The organism is Marivirga arenosa (assembly GCF_030503895.2).
GTDB classification, from domain to species: domain Bacteria; phylum Bacteroidota; class Bacteroidia; order Cytophagales; family Cyclobacteriaceae; genus Marivirga; species Marivirga arenosa.
On the sequence record NZ_CP129970.2, the window covers coordinates 3,475,949 to 3,497,446 of the forward strand.

15 protein-coding genes are annotated in these 21,498 nt (G+C 32.5%); 14 read left to right on the forward strand and 1 reads right to left on the reverse strand.

What is annotated here, in order from left to right; all coding sequences use genetic code 11:
* The first annotated feature begins 88 nt into the window (after positions 1 to 88).
* From QYS48_RS15065 to QYS48_RS15125, 13 genes are all read left to right on the forward strand, one after another.
* A complete protein-coding gene (locus QYS48_RS15065) occupies positions 89 to 1,900 on the forward strand; it encodes a PAS domain S-box protein (protein ID WP_308356641.1) in 1,812 nt (603 codons plus the stop codon).
* A gap of 91 nt (positions 1,901 to 1,991) precedes the next feature.
* Positions 1,992 to 3,209, forward strand: coding sequence for a DEAD/DEAH box helicase (locus QYS48_RS15070; RefSeq protein WP_308356642.1), 1,218 nt, complete (start codon positions 1,992 to 1,994; stop codon positions 3,207 to 3,209).
* 14 nt (positions 3,210 to 3,223) lie between these two features.
* Positions 3,224 to 4,339 carry a DEAD/DEAH box helicase gene (locus QYS48_RS15075; RefSeq protein WP_308356643.1) on the forward strand — a complete coding sequence of 372 codons (1,116 nt, stop codon included), beginning with the start codon at positions 3,224 to 3,226 and terminating at the stop codon, positions 4,337 to 4,339.
* A gap of 28 nt (positions 4,340 to 4,367) precedes the next feature.
* Positions 4,368 to 5,408: a tetratricopeptide repeat protein gene (locus QYS48_RS15080; RefSeq protein ID WP_308356644.1), complete on the forward strand. Its 1,041-nt coding sequence runs from the start codon at positions 4,368 to 4,370 to the stop codon at positions 5,406 to 5,408.
* A 72-nt stretch (positions 5,409 to 5,480) separates the two neighbouring features.
* A complete protein-coding gene (ffh, locus tag QYS48_RS15085; RefSeq protein ID WP_308356645.1) occupies positions 5,481 to 6,812 on the forward strand; it encodes a signal recognition particle protein in 1,332 nt (443 codons plus the stop codon).
* Positions 6,813 to 7,141: 329 nt separating this feature from the next.
* Complete coding sequence (locus tag QYS48_RS15090; protein WP_302100767.1) at positions 7,142 to 8,434, forward strand: HAMP domain-containing sensor histidine kinase; 1,293 nt, start codon at positions 7,142 to 7,144, stop codon at positions 8,432 to 8,434.
* Positions 8,435 to 8,537: 103 nt separating this feature from the next.
* Positions 8,538 to 9,245, forward strand: coding sequence for an outer membrane beta-barrel protein (locus QYS48_RS15095; RefSeq protein WP_308358438.1), 708 nt, complete (start codon positions 8,538 to 8,540; stop codon positions 9,243 to 9,245).
* Positions 9,246 to 9,261: 16 nt separating this feature from the next.
* On the forward strand, positions 9,262 to 10,497 hold the full coding sequence (locus QYS48_RS15100; RefSeq protein WP_302100765.1) for a geranylgeranyl reductase family protein: 1,236 nt from the start codon (positions 9,262 to 9,264) through the stop codon (positions 10,495 to 10,497).
* 145 nt (positions 10,498 to 10,642) lie between these two features.
* Entirely contained in the window at positions 10,643 to 13,696 is a 3,054-nt protein-coding gene (locus QYS48_RS15105) for an HYR domain-containing protein (RefSeq protein ID WP_308356646.1), read from the forward strand.
* A 45-nt stretch (positions 13,697 to 13,741) separates the two neighbouring features.
* Entirely contained in the window at positions 13,742 to 14,677 is a 936-nt protein-coding gene (locus tag QYS48_RS15110; protein WP_308356648.1) for a type IX secretion system membrane protein PorP/SprF, read from the forward strand.
* Positions 14,674 to 16,335: a tetratricopeptide repeat protein gene (locus QYS48_RS15115; protein ID WP_308356649.1), complete on the forward strand. Its 1,662-nt coding sequence runs from the start codon at positions 14,674 to 14,676 to the stop codon at positions 16,333 to 16,335. The genes QYS48_RS15110 and QYS48_RS15115 overlap by 4 nt, the downstream gene beginning before the upstream one ends.
* Entirely contained in the window at positions 16,325 to 18,403 is a 2,079-nt protein-coding gene (locus tag QYS48_RS15120; RefSeq protein ID WP_308356651.1) for an ATP-binding protein, read from the forward strand. Before QYS48_RS15115 ends, QYS48_RS15120 begins: the two co-directional genes overlap by 11 nt.
* A gap of 81 nt (positions 18,404 to 18,484) precedes the next feature.
* A complete protein-coding gene (locus QYS48_RS15125) occupies positions 18,485 to 18,736 on the forward strand; it encodes a hypothetical protein (RefSeq protein WP_308356652.1) in 252 nt (83 codons plus the stop codon).
* Between the two features lie 21 nt (positions 18,737 to 18,757).
* Here QYS48_RS15125 and QYS48_RS15130 read toward each other — a convergent pair whose 3' ends face one another.
* Positions 18,758 to 18,937, reverse strand: coding sequence for a hypothetical protein (locus QYS48_RS15130; RefSeq protein WP_308356654.1), 180 nt, complete (start codon positions 18,935 to 18,937; stop codon positions 18,758 to 18,760).
* Positions 18,938 to 19,151: 214 nt separating this feature from the next.
* Between QYS48_RS15130 and QYS48_RS15135 the strand changes: the two genes are divergently transcribed.
* Positions 19,152 to 21,101: a glycoside hydrolase family 3 N-terminal domain-containing protein gene (locus QYS48_RS15135; protein WP_308356656.1), complete on the forward strand. Its 1,950-nt coding sequence runs from the start codon at positions 19,152 to 19,154 to the stop codon at positions 21,099 to 21,101.
* Positions 21,102 to 21,498 lie beyond the last annotated feature (397 nt).

Below are 21,498 nucleotides of genomic sequence, written 5' to 3' on the forward strand. Positions count from 1 at the left end.
TTATTCTTAAAGCTCTTTTTTTATGTTAATATATTTAGATATATTGTATATAAAGGGGGGTAATAAAAACTGAACCAATCAATAATAAATGAATAGTAGACTAAATAAACCTTTCTTTTTTGCATTTTCAGTGGGGTTGGCTACAGCAATAGTGTTTTCTATTACTATTATTTTAAGCTATCAGTATTATCAAAAACAGAAAATTCAACAGCTGCAGTTAGAATTGAATTTTGTAAAAGAAAATATCCGTAAAATTATGACGAACAGTAATTTGGCGGCATTTTCAGTAGGCTTAACAATTGATCCTGTTCAAGATACAGTTAAGAATTTTGACTTTGTTGCTAAAGAAATAATGCAACAACACCCGTATATTTTTGGTGTTCAAATTCTTAGAAAAGGCGAAATTCAATATGTTTATCCTTTTGAAAGACATAAGTCTGTTCTGGGGTATGATATTCTTGAAAATCAAAGTACTCAAATAGAAGCTCAAAGGGCTATTGACGAAAAAGAGATTTATTATGCTGGTCCGTTAAGCTTTAAACAAGGAGGGCAAGGAATTATTGCTAGATTACCAATTTTTCATAATCAGAAATTTTGGGGATTTTCTGCTGTTTTAATCCGTATGGATGATTTTCTAGAAGCATCTGGAATACGAAAGTCTGAATTCGATAATTTTATTTTCGAATTATCTAAAATAAATCCAAACACTGGTAAAGAAGAATATTTTACAAATAGGAGTGGGGCTAGCGATTTAAGTCTAGATTATACTTTTGCAGAGTCAGGATGGAAAATAACTGCAAATTATCAAAGTGAATCTATAGTATATATTATACTTTCTATTTTAATCATTTTGGGCATTTTTTCAACGGCAGGTAGTTCACAACATGCTTATCAAATACTTAAAAGGCCTGAAAAACTGGAGGCTTTATTGAATGAGAAAACGAAAGAAATTGAAGAGAATAATGCTTATCTCCAATCAATGGTTCAGGCTATACCAGACATTATTTTTATTTATGATGAACAAGCCACTTATTTAGATTTCCATGCCTATAAAACTGAGTTTCTATTATACAAACCTAAAGATTTCATAGGCAAAACTGCATATGAATTATTTGATAAAGGGTTTGCAAAGGAAACCCATGCTTGTATATTAAAAGCTTTAAAGACAAGTGAAGTAATTGAACATTCATATTATTTAGATTTTAAGGAAGATAGAAAATTCTTTGAAGGAAGGTATATCTCAATTAATTCTGAAAAAGTGTTAGCAGTAATTCGGGAAGTAACAGAAAGGGTATTATCAGCCCAAAGACTAGAAAAAAGCGAGCAAAAGTATCGAGGACTAGTTTCACAAGCTTCAGATACTATTTTCCTTTCTGATGAAAATGGAAATTTAATTGAATTGAATAACAAAGGAATTGAAATGACTGGTTTAAATGAAAAGCAGATTAAAGAATATAACCTTAATGATATTATAATTCTTTCAAATGAAAAACATTCCAAGATCACAGAATTGATTCATGAAAAAGGAAATACATTACAAGAAGGTAGTTTAAAAAAATCAGATGGCACTGAAATTCCTGTTGAAATAAATTGTAAAATAACAGCTTCAAAACAAATACAAGGGATTATCAGAGATGTTTCCGCAAGAAAAAAGTATATACAATCAATTCAATTACAAAATGAAAAGCTAAAGGAAATTGCATGGATACAAAGTCATGAAGTACGAGCACCTTTAGCTAGAATTTTAGGATTATTGGATTATCTTGAAAAGTATGATGAGGGAACAAAAGCAGATAACAATCATATTATTAGTTCTTTACGTAAGAGTTCTCTTGATCTAGATTTGATAATAAGAGATTTAGTAAAGAAATCTGAGGAAGCAGAAAGTAGTACTTCATAAGCCAATATAAAACATTCTTTCTTTATATGTCACTGCTATTCATTACCTTTGATACAGTTTCTGTAATTTCAAATCTATAAAAGCAATTAAATTGGAATTTAATCAATTAAATTTTCACCCTACTTTAAGTGAAGGCCTTGAGATGATGGGCTTCAAAAAAGCAACACCTATTCAAACAGAAGCAATTCCTAAAATTTTAGAAGGTAAAGATTTAATTGCTTGTGCTCAAACAGGAACTGGTAAAACTGCAGCTTTTGTTTTGCCCATACTACATAAAATCGCTTCAGGAATTGAAACAAAAGGAGTAAATACGGTTATAATTGCCCCTACCAGAGAACTTGTACAGCAAATAGATCAGCAAATTGAGGGCTTTTCATACTTTACACACGCAAGCAGTATTGCTATTTATGGAGGTGGTGATGGTGCTGCATGGGAGCAACAGAAAAAAGCTATTCGAGCGGGAGTAGATATACTGGTTGCAACCCCAGGTAGATTGATTGCCTTATTAAATTCAAATAAAACCCAACTTGATAATGTACAACATTTAATTCTTGATGAAGCGGACAGAATGTTGGATATGGGGTTTTATGATGATATCATGAGAATTATCAAGCAATTACCTACAGAAAGGCAAACCTTATTATTCTCGGCTACCATGCCTCCTAAAATCAAAAAACTTGCGGGTGCAATTTTGAATAATCCAGAAGAAATCACATTATCGATTTCTAAGCCGGCAGCAGGTATTTCTCAAAAAGCATTTTTGACATATGATGATCAGAAAATCCCACTTTCAAAGTTTCTGTTGGGCTCAGGATTATATGAAACAGCAATTATTTTTGCTAGCAAAAAGGATAAGGTAAAAGCTTTAGAAAGAGAATTGAAAGATATAGGAATGAAAATGAAAGCCTTTTCAAGTGATCTGGATCAATCAGAACGAGAAGTTATCATGCGTGATTTTCGTTCAAAAAAGGTGCAAGTATTAATTGGAACAGACATCATTTCAAGAGGTATTGATGTAGAAAATATAAGCTTAGTGATCAACTATGATGTTCCGGGTGATCCAGAAGATTACGTTCATAGAATTGGAAGAACTGCTAGAGCTGCTACGAAAGGGGAGGCTATAACTTTCATTAACGAAGCGGATATGGAAAAATTCAATAGAATTGAATCCTTAATAGAAAAATCTGTTTTGAAAACAAATAGCTTGCCTAATCAAATTGGGCAAGGGCCGGAATATCAAGAAAATGCCAGAAAGAGAAAACCTGGTGGTTTTAACAAAAGAAAATCATTTAAAAAGCGTAATAAATAATATTACAATTCATTATGACATTTAAGGAATTAGGAATCTCTAAAGATCTAATAAAAGGATTAACAGAGCTTAATATTAATCAACCGACTAAAATTCAAGAGCTAGTTATTGGTCATCTAATGCAGAATTCAGGTGATTTAATTGCTCAGGCACAGACTGGAACGGGTAAAACAGCAGCTTTCGGATTACCAATATTAGAAAGAATTAATACCAAAGATAATAAAATACAAGCTGTAATTCTTTCACCCACAAGAGAATTAGCTCAGCAAATCAAGCAGCAAATCTTCAAGTTCACAAAATATTCAGAGAAGGTTTTTACTGAGGTTGTATTTGGTGGAGAGAAGATTGAAAAGCAAATTCAAAACTTAAGAAGGCCTACGCATATCTTAGTCGCAACTCCCGGTAGATTAGCAGATTTAATTAGAAGAAAAGCGGTTGATATTCGTCAAGCTAAGCTGATGGTATTAGATGAAGCAGATGAAATGTTAAGCATGGGTTTTAAAAAGGATTTGGAATTCATTTTAAATACTATGAAACACCAAAAAGATATTTGGCTGTTTTCTGCTACTATTCCTACCGATATTAAATATATCATCAAACAATACCTTGATCCTAATGCTAAGCAATTAAAAGCATCGGGTAATGAATTGGTTAATGAAAAAATATTACACCAATATGTGCCTTGTGACACAGATGAAAAGTTTATGGTGTTAGACTATTTCCTGAAAACTCAGAAAAAGGAGAGAGGTATAATTTTCTGTAATACTAAAAATTCAGCTAGATCCTTATTTGAAAAACTCAAATCTAGAAAATTAGCGGTTGGTATTCTTGAAGGAGATATGCATCAAAAAGATCGTGATAAGGAATTGCGATCATTCAAAAGTAAAAAGCTTGATTTATTAATTGCTACCGATGTTGCGGCAAGAGGTATTGATGTTGCTAATCTTGCTTACGTAGTACATTATGAGATTCCGAAGCAATTAGATTATTATATACATAGAAGTGGTAGAACTGCAAGAGCGGGAAAAACGGGTATAAGTATGGCGCTTTGTACCAAAAATGAAATGGTCCAAATCAAAAACATTCAAAAAGAGTTAGGAATAAAAATGAAACAGGTTCCTTTTGGATAAAGTTTTAGCAAAGACAGATTCATTAATTATGAAAATACATCTTATTAAATATCTAACTCTTGTATTTATTGTTTCAGGAATAGCTATCTCATGTTCTACTAAGGAACAAAGACAGCAAACCCTTATTCAAAAAGGCTATCAATCACTTGATAAGGGTCAAACTAAACAAGCCCTGGGTTATTTTGAAAGTGCTATAGAATTAAACGATGAAAATGCTGCTGCCTGGAATGCTAAAGGAATTGCGCATTATCAGGACGGTCATCCTTATGAAGCCATTCAGGCTTATGGAAAAGCATTACAATATAAACCTGATTACACAAGAGCCTATTTTAATCGGAGTAATGCCTTCTATCAGACAGGAGAATTTTATAGAGCTCTTGATGACTTAGAACCAGTTTTGGACTCATATCAAGATTCTGCATTTGCTCATCTAGCTAAAGGATTAGCATTAGTAGGCTTAAAAAAGTATGATGAAGCAGAATTATCTTTTAATAAGGCTTTGGAATTAGATTCTTCAAATTCAGAAATATACACTAATAAAGCGGCAGTTCATTATTACAAAAAGGATTATGAATCTGCTATTACTGCAATTAATAAAGCATTAGAGATAAATCCGAAAGAAGCAAACGCCTGGAACTTACTTGCCTTAATTCAATCTGAAAACAAACAATTTGATCAAGCTTTAGTGTCAGTGAATAAAGCTTTGGAAATAGAAGCAGGTCAACCTTATTTCCTTAATAATAGGGGATATATTTATACCTTTTTGGACAATTATGATAAAGCGTATACTGATTTGAGAAGGAGTATTGTGATCGATGAGAAAAATCCGTATGTCTACAGGAATCTTGGGATTTTGGCTTTAAAAAAGGGAGAAATAGAAGATGCAATACGCCAGTTTGAAAATGCTTTAAATAAAAATAATGACTTACCTTCTACCAATTTTTACTATGGAGAAGCACTTAGGCTTAATGATCAAGTAGATAAGGCTTGTGCAGCTTATCAAAAAGCAGCCAAAAATAAAGACAAAGAAGCAATTGCAGCAATAGAACAATACTGTAATTCACTATAATTCAAAAATAGAATTTCTTCGGATTAGTACGATAAATTCATTACTTTTGCCCAAAATTTCATCCTATAAGATATGTTTGATAATCTCAGTTATAAGTTAGATCGCGCTTTTAAAACCCTGAAAGGTCAGGGGCAAATTACGGAAGTTAACGTTGCTACTACCGTAAAAGAAATCAGAAGAGCATTGGTAGATGCCGATGTTAACTTCAAAGTAGCAAAAGAAGTTACGGATAAAATTAAGGAAGAAGCATTAGGTCGTGATGTACTTATTTCAGTATCTCCAGGTCAGTTATTGGTTAAAATTACTCAAGAAGAGTTAGCCAAAATGATGGGGGAGAAACAGGAGGATATTAATGTAGAAGGTTCTCCTGCCACTATTTTAATCTCAGGTCTTCAAGGATCAGGTAAAACAACCTTCTCAGGAAAATTAGCTAATAGATTAAAGAAACAAGGAAAGCAAGTGCTTTTAGCTGCTTGTGATATATACAGACCTGCCGCTATTGACCAGTTAAAGGTGTTAGGAGAGCAAATTGGAGTAGAAGTTTATGCTGAGCCTGAAAATAAGGACGCAGTTAAAATTGCTAATAATGCAATTAAATATGCCAAAGAAAATGGTAAAAGTATAGTCGTAGTCGATACTGCTGGTCGATTAGCTGTCGATGAGCAAATGATGAAAGAGATTTCAAGCTTAAAGAAAGAGCTTAATCCTTCAGAAACATTATTTGTAGTTGACTCCATGACTGGTCAAGATGCTGTTAATACGGCTAAGACCTTTAATGAGCAATTAGATTTTGATGGCGTTGTTTTAACCAAATTAGATGGTGATACAAGAGGTGGTGCTGCTCTATCCATTCGTAACGTAGTTGAAAAGCCAATCAAATTTGTAAGTAGTGGAGAAAAAATGGATGCCATTGACCTATTCTATCCTGACAGGATGGCCCAAAGAATATTGGGCATGGGGGATGTGGTTTCATTAGTTGAGAAAGCACAAGAAACTTTTGATCAGGAAGAGACTAATCGATTATCCAAAAAGATCCGTAAGAATCAATTTGACTTTGAGGACTTCTTATCTCAGCTACAACAAATTAAGAAGATGGGTAATGTTAAAGATCTTTTAGGGATGTTACCTGGAATGGGTAAACAAATCAAAGATCTTGACATAGATGATGATGCGTTCAAGCCAGTCGAAGCCATTATTCGCTCAATGACGAAAGAGGAAAGAACAAATCCTGAATTAATGAATGCGAGTAGAAAGAAAAGAATTGCATCGGGTAGTGGTACATCAGTACAAGAGATTAATAACCTATTGAAGCAATTCAAGGATATGAGAAAGATGATGAAGACCATGAATAAAATGAGTGGTAGTAAAAGAGGTTTAGCCGGTTTTAATCCGTTTGGAAAATAATTATTAATATATAAGTCATTTCTTACATGAAATATTTAAAGGCCTGTAAATAATTTATTTGCAGGCTTTTTAATTTATATACGGTCGTAACTTTCTTATTTTCAATGCAATACGCTATTACTTAAGTGTGCTATGGCATAATTTTCCCTCCTTTATGTAAAGCATATTTATTTTTTTATATAATAATTTCTTGTTTTTGATTATTATTTTTGATTAAATTGAAACTTCAATATTAGAAACGTAAATCACTGATAATTAAAGTGTTTTATAAATAATTAAAAACTATTAAACTTTTTATCTTTAATAGTATTATATCAAGACAGGTGTTTGTGAGAAATTATTTCAACTATTCAATTGTATTAACCCTTATTAGCTTTTTGCTTTTGGTTGTTGCTCAACCTATAGAGGCATCCGGTACTAATAATATAAGCTCAGAAGAGTTAGGGATTCTTACATACTTTTTTGAGTTGAATCCTGATGAGTTAAGTAATATAGTTAGAGCTTTATCTTTCGGCTTACTAAGTTTAGGCATTGTGGGTATTGCTTTTAGCTTTATGGATGCAGGTTCTAAAAGGATTAGAAGACATAATGATTATTTAGAGGTATTAGTAAAAGAAAGAACCAGAACCTTAGAAGAAAAGCATAATCAATTAGTAGCTCAAAACACCGATTATAAAGAAGCTTTAGCACTTATTTCTGAGCAAAAGGAAGAAATAGAAACAGCCCAACAAGATTTAGTAACTAAAAATAAAGATCTTACTGAAGCTCTAGAGGAAATACAATCACAGAACGAGGTAATTGATCGTGAAAGAACAAAATTAGAACAGGCAAAAAGAATTATTCAAACCCAGAATAAGAAATTATTATCAATAGCAAGAAATTTAGATCAGCAAGTTCAGGAAAGAACAATTGAATTATCTAAATCAAATCAGTTATTGATTGAAAAGAATAAAGAATTAGATGAATTTATTTATAAATCAGCGCATGACTTAAGGGGCCCTATAGCACGCTTTAAAGGCTTAAGTCAATTAATTCAAATGGAATATGAGCAGAATAATGACATATCTACTCACTTAGATCATTTAAATCATTCTGCTAACCATATGGATAATATGCTAAGAAGATTGAGTAATGTATATGAAATAAGTGCTCGGCCTATTAGCCCACAACCTATTGATATTCAATTAATTCTAGATACTGTTTTTGACAGATTATCAGGTGAAGAAAACTTAGATATAATTGATATTGATATTGAGAATAATTTAGCAAAGCCTGTAAAAATCGACCCATCTTTATTGCATTTAATATTAAAGAACTTAATAGGTAATGCAGTTAGATTTCAAGATCCGTTAAAGCTACAAAAGTGGGTTAAGGTTAAATTTGATATGGTCGATCATAATTTAATAATAAGTGTAAAGGATAACGGTATTGGAATTAAAAAAGATCAAATCCAAAATATTTTTGATTTATTCTATGTAGGCTCAGAATTGCCTAAAGGACCAGGTTTAGGTCTTTATATTTGTAAAATCATTACCAATAAATTAAATGGAGATATAAACCTTAATTATTCAGAGCTTGAGAGAGAAACTGAATTTAAAGCTTCTATTCCAATTATTGATTAATTTTACCTTCCAACTATATTTTATCGCCTAATTTGAAATAAATAGTAAACTAAATAGTTAGTGTTAAAAAACTATTTTATTTATGAAATTATCAAGCTGATTTATTACCCTAGCATTACTTATTTTTTCTACTAATGTTTTTTCGCAATCCAAGTTTTATATTGGAGTAGAGGCGAATTTTATTCAAGATCAGTATCTGATAAAGGATGAAGGTACCGCAGTTAGTACCCCTAACATGCATGCAATTGATATCCCAGGTACAACATTTCTTTTAGGTTATCAATTTAACCCAGTTTTTAGTCTTGAAACTGGAATAGCAACTCGCCCTGTAAAAATAGGTTATGGTTTAAATTTTGATGATGTAAGAACAATGTCAGAAAGTTCTAATGCTTATTATCATATACCTTTGAGAACTCGGGCAGTGGTCCCTTTAATCGGAAATTGGTTGTCAGGTACAGCTAGTGTCGGTGTTCAGTTAAGTGTTACTGATCCTACTAGAATTGGCACAACTTCAACTGGAGGTTATGGAGAAGGAGGCGGAACTAGAAATGGGGAGCCGCTATACTCCAGAAGGTCTTCTTATACTTCTTATAATAGTATTTTCTTCACTGTTTCATCTGATTTAGGCTTACAATTTAACCTTAGTAAAAAGTTTAGTTTGTACACCACTATTTCATACAATCGTGGTTTTAAGGACTTGGAAAAAGTAGATATTGAATATCAGTATATGAATGAACCCGTTAAAAAAGCTAATATTCGTCATCAAGGGACATATATAAGTCCAAACTTTGGATTAAAATACCGATTCTAGTTATATTTAGCCATATATGGCGAATCATCACTTTGATTTAATTATAGTAGGCGCAGGTCCAGCTGGCTGTACCTGCGCTTATCAGTTAAGACATACAAAATTACGTATTGCAGTAATTGATAAAGCCACATTTCCTAGGGATAAAATATGCGGTGACGCATTGAGTGCTGATGTAGTAAATCAGCTAGATCGGATGGATCCAACTTTAGTTGATTCATTTAAAAAATTCAATCAAAAACTTCCATCACAAGGCGTTAGTTTTTTTGCACCCAACGGACAAAAACTAGATATTCCCTTCACTAATCCTAATTTTGATGAAGCAGCAGGATATATTTCAAAACGCGTTGATTTTGATCAATTTATGTTTGATCAGATTAAAGACCAAGCTAATGTAGAACTATTCGTAAATGAAAAAATAGAAAAGATTGAATATGAATCAGATTTGGTAAAGTTAGAAAGTAAGCTACACACTTTTACATCTAAGCTGATTATTGGAGCTGATGGAGCGTATTCAGTAGTAAATAAATATTTAGGAAATATTAAAGTTGAAAAAGAGCATTATTGTGCAGGTTTAAGGCAATACTATAAAAATGTGAATGGTTTTAATGATCAAAATCACATTGAATTACATTTCTATAAAGAATTATTACCAGGTTATTTTTGGGTGTTTCCATTGCCAAATGGACAAGCAAATGTTGGTTTAGGTATGTTATCAAGTGAGGTTAGTAAAAGACAGCTAAATTTAAAAAGTATTTTATACGACTTGATTCATAATCATCCCAATCTAAAGGATCGTTTTAAAAATGCTGAGCCAATTGAAGACATAAAAGGATTTGGATTACCAATAGGATCTAAGAAAAGAGCTATTTCGGGCAGACAATTTTTATTATTAGGCGATGCAGCTAGTTTGATAGACCCATTTACTGGAGAAGGCATTGGAAATGCTATCAGAAGTGGGAGAATAGCTGCTGAAGTAGTTGAGGAAGCTTTTTACAAAAATCGTTTTGATTCTAAATACCTCCATAAATATGATCAGATCATTGAACATAAAATGCGTAATGAACTACGTATAAGCAGATCAATGCAGAAACTTTTAAAATATCCTAAATTGTTCAATTTTGTAGTAAAAAAAGCTAACTCTAATTCATCCGTCAGGACCTTATTAACTTCAATGCTCGATAATGTGGATTTAAAGAAAGAACTAATAAAACCTAGATTCTATGTACAACTATTATTTGGAAGCTTAAAATAATAGTCTAGTCTTATCACTTTGGCTTCTATATCCTTTGTCTACCTTAGGTTTAAATAAAATCTAATTTTGTTTTTTATTAAATCACTTTTACATAAATTACTTTTTATAATAATTTGAACATGAAAATATTTTAATTGCTCTCATAGTGCGTGTAAATATAAAAATACCCATATTTTTCTTAATTTATTTTAGTCTTCATAGTGTTGATATTTATGGAGGAAATGAAAAAACGTTATATCCAATATTTGACGCGAATATCTCATTTAGTAAAGTTGCTCCCACGATTTCTGATTGTCCTCCAGATAAGGAAACACAAATAGTTAATTCATGTTCTGTCCCAGTAAGCTGGACTGAACCAACCGCAACCGACCCTAGTGGGATTAAATCAGTTACCAAATCCCATAACCCTGGTGATGATTTCCAAGTAGGCATCACCACAGTTACCTATACCTTTACTAATAATAATGACGTGCAATCCAGTTGTAGCTTTGATGTTACTGTTAAATATAAATTCTTTGATCTGCCAAACAATCAGACCATAGATATTTCCAGTGGTTGTAATACTCAAGTATTTTGGGGCGAACCATCAAATTGTGGGATCAGTGTTTCTTCCAATATACCCTCTGGAGTTTCTTTTCCTATTGGGACTACTACTGTAACTTATACTGCTACTCGGGCTGGCTTTTTTCCTGATGATGAAGCATCCTTTACTGTGACGGTCAATGATAATGTAGACCCTTCATTTACTAGCTGCCCTAACGATATAACAATTGATGCAAATCAAAATTGTGAAGCTACAGGGAATTGGAGCTTACCTGTTGCTAGTGATAATTGTGATTCTTCTCCTAATTTAACTTCTAATTTTAATCCTGGTGATGTATTTCCTTTGGGAACTACAACTGTTACTTATACTGCTACTGATGAGGGGGGTAATACTGCTCAGTGTTCCTTTAATGTTACAGTAGAAGATAATAGTCCACCAACTTTTAACAATTTACCCACTGAAATCCGTGTTGTGGCAGAGGGAAATTGTACTGCTATTGCAACTTGGCCTGGCGTAACGGCTTCTGATAATTGTGATTCAAATGTCGATATTTCAAGTAATATCAATTCTGGAACTTCTTTTATATTGGGAACTACTGCCATAAATTATACGGCTATAGATGATGCAGGAAATGTCGCAAATGCGAGTTTTAATGTTATAGTGGAAGACAATACTTCACCCACAGTTTTAAGTTGTCCTGGAGATATAACAGTATCTGCTGATGGCGATTGCTCTGCGGTTGCAAGATGGAGTTTACCCACTTTCGATGATAACTGTGATAATGATCTTAGCATTACATCAAATCATAATCCTGGTGAGGCCTTTTTGTTAGGTTCAACTACAGTTACCTATACTGCTGAAGATGATGCAGGAAATAGTATTGATTGTAGTTTTCAAGTAACAGTTATTGATGATACTGCTCCAAGCATTGAGCCACTCAATGATATAACAGTTTCTACTTCTGGTGATGGATGTCAAGCGATTGTAAGCTGGGATCCCATCATTATTTCGGATAATTGCAGCAGCTCAATTACAGCGGATACTTCTCCTAGTTCAGGTGATATATTTTCTTTAGGAGAAACCGTTGTAACCGTTACGGCAACAGATGAAGCAGGTAATCAAAGTACCTCAAATTTTTCAGTATTTGTCGAAGATAATACTGCAGCGGTAGTTAATAATTGTCCTCAGGATATAGTAATCAGTAGCAATGCCAATTGTACAGCAACAGCAACATGGTCTTCACCAGTATTTACTGATAACTGTGATGCAAATCTAACCATAAGTTCTTCTCATCAGTCTGGAGATGTTTTTCCATTAGGAACTACATTAGTTACATATTCTGCAATTGATAAAGCAGGGAACTCAATTAGTTGTAGTTTTAATGTGATAGTAGAAGATAGGTCTGCACCAGTTTTTGCTGCTTGTGTAAATGACATTATAATTACAGCAAATCAGAATTGTGGAGCAATTGTAGAATGGACTGAACCTACTTTATCTGATAATTGTAGCACTGAATTTAATATTGGAAGTAATTATAATTCTGGTGATTTATTTCTTGTAGGAACAACTGAAGTTATTTACTCAGCAACGGATCAAGCAGGAAACACTAGTAGTTGTAGTTTTAATGTTATAGTAGAAGACAATTCTAACCCTACTGTTGCCTTTTGCCCTGCCAATAGAGTTATAAATATTAATGAGAATTGTAATGGAATAGCCAATTGGGAAACTCCAATCTTTAATGATTGTACTAATCTGACTATCAGCAGTAATTTTAATGTAGGAGATGTATTACCATTGGGAACCAACTTAATTGAATATACGGCAACTGATGTAAATGGTGCAACAGCTTTATGTTCTTTTACGGTTGAAGTTGTCGATCAGAATCCGCCTGTAATTGAAGACTGTCCTGAAGATATAGTGATTAGTGCTGCAAGTACTTGTGATGCTACAGTGGAATGGACTGAACCCACTGCATCGGACTATTGCTCTAGTATCACCTTTGATTCTAATTATGAACCAGGAGCGACTTTTCCATTGGGTGTAACCACTGTTGAATATACGTTTACAGATACAAATGGTAATAGTAGTATTTGTAGTTTTTCAATCAATGTAATAGATGATTCTGAGTTGATAATAGAAAACTGTCCAGATGATATTATTATTCAGGCTGATAATGATCAAGGAACTGCCAATGTGGATTGGACCGAGCCTTCTATTCAAGCTTCTGAATGCTCTGAAATTTCTATTGAATCAAATTTTAAACCTGGTGATCTATTTGAATTAGGAACCACTGAAGTAGTTTATTCCTTTGAAAGAGAAGATAGTGAACCTATAAATTGCTCATTTAACGTAACAGTTGAGCCAGCAGAATTACAAATTGAAATTAGTCAGATCATTAGCCCAAATGGCGATAATCAAAATGACACATGGATTATAGAAGGCATAGAAAAATTTCCTGATAATCAAGTGGTCATTGTGGATAGATGGGGGACTGAGATATATTCAGTGAGGGGTTATAATAATCATGAAACCGTATGGGATGGACGAAATAGAAATGGTGATCTTGTAGCTAGAGGTACTTATTATTTTTTTATCACAGTTCGAAACAATGAAAATGTTTTAAATGAAAAAGGCTTTATTGAAATTTTAAGGTGATGTGTTTATGATCATTATCTAAAGTTTCATTCTAAGAAATTTATTATGAATTTAAATAACAATGTAGTATATAATAGATCAATACTTATTATGATCATAATAAGCATTTGGGCTAGTATGTATGCTAATGCACAACAGGGCGTACAGTATACTCAATATATGTATGATGGATCTCTTATAAATCCTGCTTATGCGGGGGCAAGCGAAGCCTTGAGCATTTCCTTATTGCATAGAGACCAATGGACAGGATTGGAAGGAGCACCACAGTCTCAAACCTTGTCAGCTCACACACTTTTCAAAAATCCTCATTTAGGAACTGGATTAATGATCCACAGAGAAAGTATTGGAGTTCATTCAAATGTTACAATAGCGAGTAATTTCGCTTACCATTTAAAGGTTGGAAAAGACAAAATACTTTCATTTGGATTAAAAGCGGGAATGCTGAATGTGAATTCTAATTATCAGTCAATACAAAATAGTAATCCAGACCCCTCGGTAAATGATGATAGTTTTTCTGGTACAGACTTTAACGCAGGTTTTGGCTTTTATTATCGAAGTAAATACCTTGAAACGGGTTATTCAATTCCTTCTATAATTAATCGCAGCATTAACATTAATGATTCCATAACATTAGATCCCATCAATCTAAACCATTTAATTTTTAGTCAAGTACATATTCCTTTAGGGAATAACTTTAAATTAAGCCCTGGTTTTTTGATCAAATGCTTTTCAGGCACATCCCTAAGTTATGATATTAACTTTTTAACTTCCTACAAAGAGGTGCTATCTGCTGGGGTTTCCTATCGAAAGGAAGAATCAGTTGATTTTTTATTAAAGTTTAATGTATCGCCTCAATTTCAACTTGCCTATGCTTATGATATGCCTATTGGAACGGTTAGTAATTTATCTCAGGCTTCAAATGAAATAATGTTGCGATATATTTTTAAGTTCAGCTATGATAATGTCAATTCTCCTCAATGATGAAGGCTAAAAGAAAAACTTTTATTACCAATACGAAACTATATATTTCTTTATTGGGTATCCTATTTTCTCTTTTATGCATTACTACTATTCATGCACAAGAATCGGTATTTTCAGCATTTAAATATTCTGTTCAAGATGCGGATAAAGCTTTTATAGCAGGTAATTATCAAAAGGCATTAGAGATATATGAAGTAATTAATAAACAGAAAGGTGCTCCTGAAAATATAGAATTACGATTAGCTAGAAGCTATTATTTTACTTATCAATACCAGAAAGCTGTCCAGTTTTATAAGTCCTTTGAAAAAAAGAAACAGGAATTCCCTATAGATGATTATTACTATTATGCTGAAGCATTAATGATAACAGGGGATATTGTAAATGCTCTTGAGTATTATAAATTATGTTTGGAAAATAGACCTAATAATGAATTATATAGTGAAAGGATATGGAGACTTAATAATTTGTCGTATTTGTATGAGGATTCCTCAAAGAATATTACGCATTTCTCTAATATCAATACTAATTATAGTGAATTACAAATGCTAAAATCTGCAACTAATGAGGTAATGTATATTTCAAACAGTCCTTCGGTAAGTCTTTTTAAGAAAATTGATGTAAAAGAAAATGCCGGGTTCTATACCTTAAAGCAGAATAGAACCTATGCAGATCCATTTTCAATTGTTGCTCTTAATTACGAAGACCAAAAAACAATCGGTGGCCATTTAAATACTCCATTTCATATTAGCTCCATAAGTCTATACAATAATGGGAATTCAATGGCTTATACTGCTTCCGCAAATCAAAAAAATAATGCGGGAAATTTTCCTCTTCAATTATATTTTGCTGATAAAATTAAAGGTAAATGGAAAATGACAAATGCTTTCCAATTCAATAACTCAAACTTTGATATTTCAGAGGTGTGGATCAGTGAAGATGGAAAGAAATTGATATTTAGTGCTAATTTTAAAGATAGCTTTGGGGGAAAAGACCTTTATCAATCTGAAAAAAATGAAAAGGGCTGGACTAAGCCTGTTAATATTGGAAATGAGGTTAATACTGAGCGTGACGAGCGTTTCCCGTATCTTCAGGGCTCAACTTTATATTTTTCATCAAATGGGCATTCCGGCTTAGGTGGCTTTGATATATATAGGTATAAAACAAATCAAAACGGAATGAAAGAAATTGAAAACCTAGGTTATCCTATCAATTCAAATTTTGATGAAATATCCTTTACAATTGACAGCTTGGGACAGGAGGGATTTCTAAGTTCAAACAGAAAAAATAAAGGATTTGATTATGATATATATGAATTTGCACTCGATTTACAAAGCTACCCTATGTCAGTAGAAGGTAATGTTAAATTTATTGAGCATAATTGGATGGACTCAACCGAATTAGAGACATTACCTAATGTAAAAATGGAGTTAATCGATTTAACCAAAAATGTGGTAGTTGCAACTACAAGTACTGATTCAAAAGGTAATTTTAAATTGAGAGTACCTTTCTACAGTAGGTTCAAGATCAGAATAATTGGTAATGATTTAGATGGTCTGGTAAGTTTTGAAGTACCAAAGTTTGCGAAACAGGATTTAAGTTACGAAATAGTTGTGGTGAATGATGATTTCAAAAATACAATTCCAAGAAATGCAGAATAAATTAATTGATGACCATAAAATCTATATCCTCCCCAAAGCTTTTCTAATTTTATTTTTAGTAATTCTCTTTTCAAATTCTTATAGTCTTCTGGCTCAAAATACTCAGGTAATACAAGTAAAAACATTCACAGAAAGCCTTCAGCCGTATCCGAATTTAAGCATTTCCATTAATAATAGGGATTTTACCGACCTTAATGAGAAAGCTGTTATTTTTATCAATTTACCTTCAGATGAAATCCCGATTAAATCAATTAAACTGAAAGATGAATTATTAGAAGTAGCTTCATGGAATCTTAGCAAAGGTACACTTGAAGTAATAATCAGGAAAAAAAGCTACATAGATAAAAAAATTAAGGTAATTGATGTAAATGATAATATTTTAGTAGATCTAAATATTACATATAACGGTAAAAAGTCCATAACTAAGCAAACTGATCAGGATGGATATGTAACCATTCCCTTAGGATTAAATGAACGAATTGCATCTAAAAATCAATTCGTTATTAAAAATTTTGATATCATTAGCTTTAGAAATTTAGAAACTCCAATACTTACCATAAAAAAGGTAGAGATAGCAAATAGTAAGGATGATTCTCCGATACCGGAAAATAATGTTAGAATTTCTCAAGCTTCGGAACAGATTTCAAGTCAAAGTATAGATACCTTATCAAACTTAATATCATTTTATAATTTATTAAATACAATAAGAAAGTCTGAGATTGATACTCGTACACAAGCACGGCTTGATAGCAAATTCAATGAGTTATTGAGTAGAATGAATAATGGTTCTTCAAACACTACTAATGAGCTGCTTAATGAAATCTCTGATTCGACCATTGTGCAGGAAGATATCGATATACTATTGGAGCAAGCTAGAAGTGATAATAAAGAAATGTCTCGGAAGAGAATCATTTTAGAGGATAAGATTCAAATTGTAAGGGATAAACTTAATGTTGGATTTGAAAATATGACAGAGGAATCAAAAGAATCCTTGTTATCGGAGATCGAAGCTTTAGAAATTTTGCTGAAAGAAAATAAAGATGAGTTTAATGAAAATTTAAATTCCTACTTAACCGTTATAACCGAATTAAAAAGAAGGTTTTTTGATCTTCAAGAATTAGAATCAAAACTAACCGAAAGTGAAAAAGAAAGGTTAAAAGAAAAGAAACTATACCAAGAGCGTCTATTAATCACCTTTGGTGTCGTCTTTATTTTTTCGTTGCTCATCATATTACTTTTCTATTTCAGAGCTCGTCTTAAAAAGCAGAAACAGGCTCTAATAGAAGCTAATAAAGTAGTTAAATTGACTAATGAAAATTTAGAAAATATAGTTTCAGAACGTACATATCTTCTGAACAAAACCTTTAAAGAACTTGATACAGTATTGTATAAAGCATCTCACGATTTAAGAGCCCCTTTAAGTTCCATCGCTGGCATAAGTAATCTGATTAACAGGGAAACAAATAATGTCGAATTGACTAATCTATTATTCAAAACCAATAATAGAATGGATAAACTACTTAAAAAACTAAGTACAGTAAGTGAAATCCATCAACCGGGTCAATTTGAAGAAATTATTATCTCTGATATCGTTAAAAGAATTATGGATTCCTTTCAGGAAATAATTAAGGAGAGGAATATTGATTTTAATCTTCAGATCGATGTTCCTAAAAATGTATTGAGTATTTCAAAATTAGTTGAAGTAAGTATTTACCATTTGATAGAAAACGCATTATATTTTTCATGGGTAGATAATAATCAACAGCCAAGAGTTGAATTAAATATTCAATTAGAGGATAACGCTTTAAAAATAAAAGTCTCTGATAATGGAGTAGGTGTGGATAAAAATATTGAACCTAAACTTTTCGAAATGTTCCATGTGGGAAGTGAATATTCTGATGGAAATGGATTAGGATTATATATTGTACAAAAATCAGCTGAATTGCTAAACGGCAAAGTTTATTATGAAAATACCCAGGATGGTTTAACCACTTTTACAGTTATTTTACCCACAGATGGTAAAGGAAGCAATACGCTTGAATATCTGGGAAGTCTTAATCATAATTAGATCTAGAAATCTTTTTGGTCGCTAACATAGATTGTTCGATTATAGCTGCTAATTTTGGATATAATTAATTAGAAAAACCTAATGTTTGACGGAGCAGCTTTTCCTAAACCCTTAGAAGAAGAGATATTTGAACAATGGCTTGAAAATGGTCGTGAAAGTAAAATTGGTTATAAGTATATGCTCATTATCTGGGATAATTATGATGATGCATATAATCCGGTTTATGTAGAAGAAAGAGAAAATATCAATCGATTTGAACGTTATGAGAATTCAACAGGAAGAGAATCTCTGGTAGCGGCTTATGATTTATATTCAGAGAGTAGGGTAGGTTAATTCATACCTATTTTATTACCCTTATGCACTGGAAATAATATGTTGGAGCTCTTCAATTTCTTTCTGCTTATTATCAAGTTCTTTTCTCTTCGAATCCAAAGGACCACCTTTTAGCTCATCTAATTCGAGAGACAATTTGTACATTTTATCTTCTAGTACTTCCAAAAGTACGTTTTTATATTTTATATCGATCTTTATCATTCTATCAACAAATAATGTAATTAATACTATATACGATGATTTGTCTTGATTTGGTGATGATTTATTTAATAAAATATCAATCAAAATAAATATTTATCATTGTTTGAATTATCAATTCGACCATAAGAACAGAAATTGCACCAAAAAAGGATTTTATATGCAATAAATGAACTTTAAATTAATAACTTAATACATAAAACATATATTTATCTTAATGAAAATTCTTAATTACATTATCCTCATCTTAGGATCAATTTTCCTAATTAATTGCCAAACAAATCAGGACAGCTCAAATCAGGAAAATCAACTTGATGAAGTCGTTCTAAAGAAAACTGCTCTAAAAGCAGAAGTAAATGGAGTTATTTTCCGTGATCTTAATAAAAACAACAAGCTTGATGTATATGAGGATGTTAATGCTCCGATAGAGAAAAGGATAGAGGATTTAATCGCTCAAATGACAGTTGAAGAAAAGGCTGGAATGCTATTTATACCTGGAGTTGCTGTTAATGAAGATGGTAGCTTGGATAAAGACCCGGATGCTACAGGACCTGGAGCAAGATACCCAACGGCTAAAAATAATATTGATAAAGGTAAACTGAACCATTTTAATGTATGGAGTATTCCATCTGATCCCCAAATTATGGCAATCTGGTATAATAATTTGCAGCAGTATGCCGAAAATTCAAGACTAGGTATTCCTGTTACGATTGCTTCTGATCCTAGACACCATTTTAGTAATTCTATTTTCTCAATGGAAGCAAGTGGGTTTACACAGTTTTGTGAAACATTAGGTTTGGCGGCAATTGGGAATGACTCTATTGTAAAGGAGTTTGCAGAGATAGTCAGGAAAGAATATAACGCTGTTGGTTTAAGATTAGCTTTACATCCTCAAATCGATTTAGCAACTGAACCTAGATGGGCTAGAATAAGCGGGACATTTGGAGAAGATGCAGAATTGACGGCTAAAATGGTGAAAGCGTACATTAAGGGTATGCAAGGAGAGACCTTATCGGAAAATAGTGTGGCTTGTATGACAAAACACTTTCCTGGTGGTGGTCCCCAAAAGGAAGGATTAGATCCTCATTTTTCTTTCCAAAAAGGTCAAATATATCCTGGTGATAATTTTGACTATCATTTAATTCCATTTGAAGCAGCTTTCGAAGCTAATACTGCTTCCATTATGCCGTATTATGGCGTTCCTATAGATCAAACAGATGAAAATGTTGCTATGGCGTTTAATAAAGCTATCATCACTGATTTATTGAGGAATAAATACAACTATGATGGAGTTGTTTGTACAGATTGGGGATTGTTAACTGATACACCAATGGGACCAGATGTAATATGGTCAGCCAGAGCATGGGGTGTGGAAGATTTAGCTGTAACAGATAAAGTTTTAAAGGTTATTGAAGTAGGTTGTGATCAATTCGGTGGTGAAAATAGACCAGAAGTTGTGGTTAAGTTAGTGAAATCAGGACAATTATCGGAAGAGAGATTAGATATCTCAATAAAACGTTTACTAAAACAAAAATTCCAATTAGGCCTATTTGATAATCCTTTTGTGGACGAAGCGAAAGTAGGGGAGCGATTGATGAAAAAAGAATATGTTGAATTAGGGGATGCTACACAACAAATGGCGATGACTCTTCTTAAGAATGATGAGGATGTATTGCCATTAAAAGAAAATGAATTGAAGGTATATTTGGAGGGAATGGATAGCGCAATTGTTTCAAAATATGCAAAAGTAGTGACTGAGCCCAATGAAGCAGATTTCGCTATAGTAAGATTAAATACTCCTTGGTATCCGGTTGATACTAAAAATCCTTTTGCTCAATCTTTTCACCACGGGGACCTAAATTTTAAAGGAGAAGAAAAGGCTAGATTGATAGAGTTAATGGAAACAGTACCTACAGTGGTAGATCTATATCTTGATAGACCAGCTGTAATTCCTGAATTATCAGAGAAATCAAAAGCACTTATTGCTGATTATGGTGCTAGTGACGAAAATGTTTGTAAAGTGATTTTCGGGAAAGCTAAGCCTCAAGGAAAGCTACCTTTTGAATTACCTTCTTCAATGGAGACTGTTGAAAATCAGCTGACGGATGTTCCTTATGATAGTGAAAACCCATTATACGAATTTGGTTTTGGTTTAACATATCAATGACCAATATCATCAATGCTTATAATTTTCCTCATTGGTAAATTTTTATAGGCTTAGTATCTTTATAATATCAAGTAAGAGATAAAAGGCAGGCGATAGGCCTTATCAAAATTGAAATATTCTTTGAAATCATTTCAGTAATGAGTTTGGGATAAGATATCTTCTGTTTTGATAAATTCTTTTGATTTCAATTTTTATTAGAAATGAAAAGAAGTAGCCAAAATAACGGTAACTTGATATTTTGCAACTGCAAAATGAGTGGGAAGTTGTTTCGACCAGGAATAATTTCCCACTCTTTGTTTTAATTGAGGAGTAAATTTTAGCATCAGTTATATGATATAAATCATCCTTTCAGAAAACCCCAGTCATCAATTATCAAAATGCTATTTCCTAGCTTTAT

Coding starts and splice junctions, on each gene's coding strand:
- QYS48_RS15065 (WP_308356641.1), top strand. CDS start 89: ATGAATAGTAGACTAAATAAACCTTTCTTTTTTGCATTTTCAGTGGGG.
- QYS48_RS15075 (WP_308356643.1), top strand. CDS start 3,224: ATGACATTTAAGGAATTAGGAATCTCTAAAGATCTAATAAAAGGATTA.
- QYS48_RS15080 (WP_308356644.1), top strand. CDS start 4,368: ATGAAAATACATCTTATTAAATATCTAACTCTTGTATTTATTGTTTCA.
- ffh (WP_308356645.1), top strand. CDS start 5,481: ATGTTTGATAATCTCAGTTATAAGTTAGATCGCGCTTTTAAAACCCTG.
- QYS48_RS15100 (WP_302100765.1), top strand. CDS start 9,262: ATGGCGAATCATCACTTTGATTTAATTATAGTAGGCGCAGGTCCAGCT.
- QYS48_RS15110 (WP_308356648.1), top strand. CDS start 13,742: ATGAATTTAAATAACAATGTAGTATATAATAGATCAATACTTATTATG.
- QYS48_RS15115 (WP_308356649.1), top strand. CDS start 14,674: ATGATGAAGGCTAAAAGAAAAACTTTTATTACCAATACGAAACTATAT.
- QYS48_RS15120 (WP_308356651.1), top strand. CDS start 16,325: ATGCAGAATAAATTAATTGATGACCATAAAATCTATATCCTCCCCAAA.
- QYS48_RS15125 (WP_308356652.1), top strand. CDS start 18,485: ATGTTTGACGGAGCAGCTTTTCCTAAACCCTTAGAAGAAGAGATATTT.
- QYS48_RS15130 (WP_308356654.1), bottom strand. CDS start 18,937: ATGATAAAGATCGATATAAAATATAAAAACGTACTTTTGGAAGTACTA.
- QYS48_RS15135 (WP_308356656.1), top strand. CDS start 19,152: ATGAAAATTCTTAATTACATTATCCTCATCTTAGGATCAATTTTCCTA.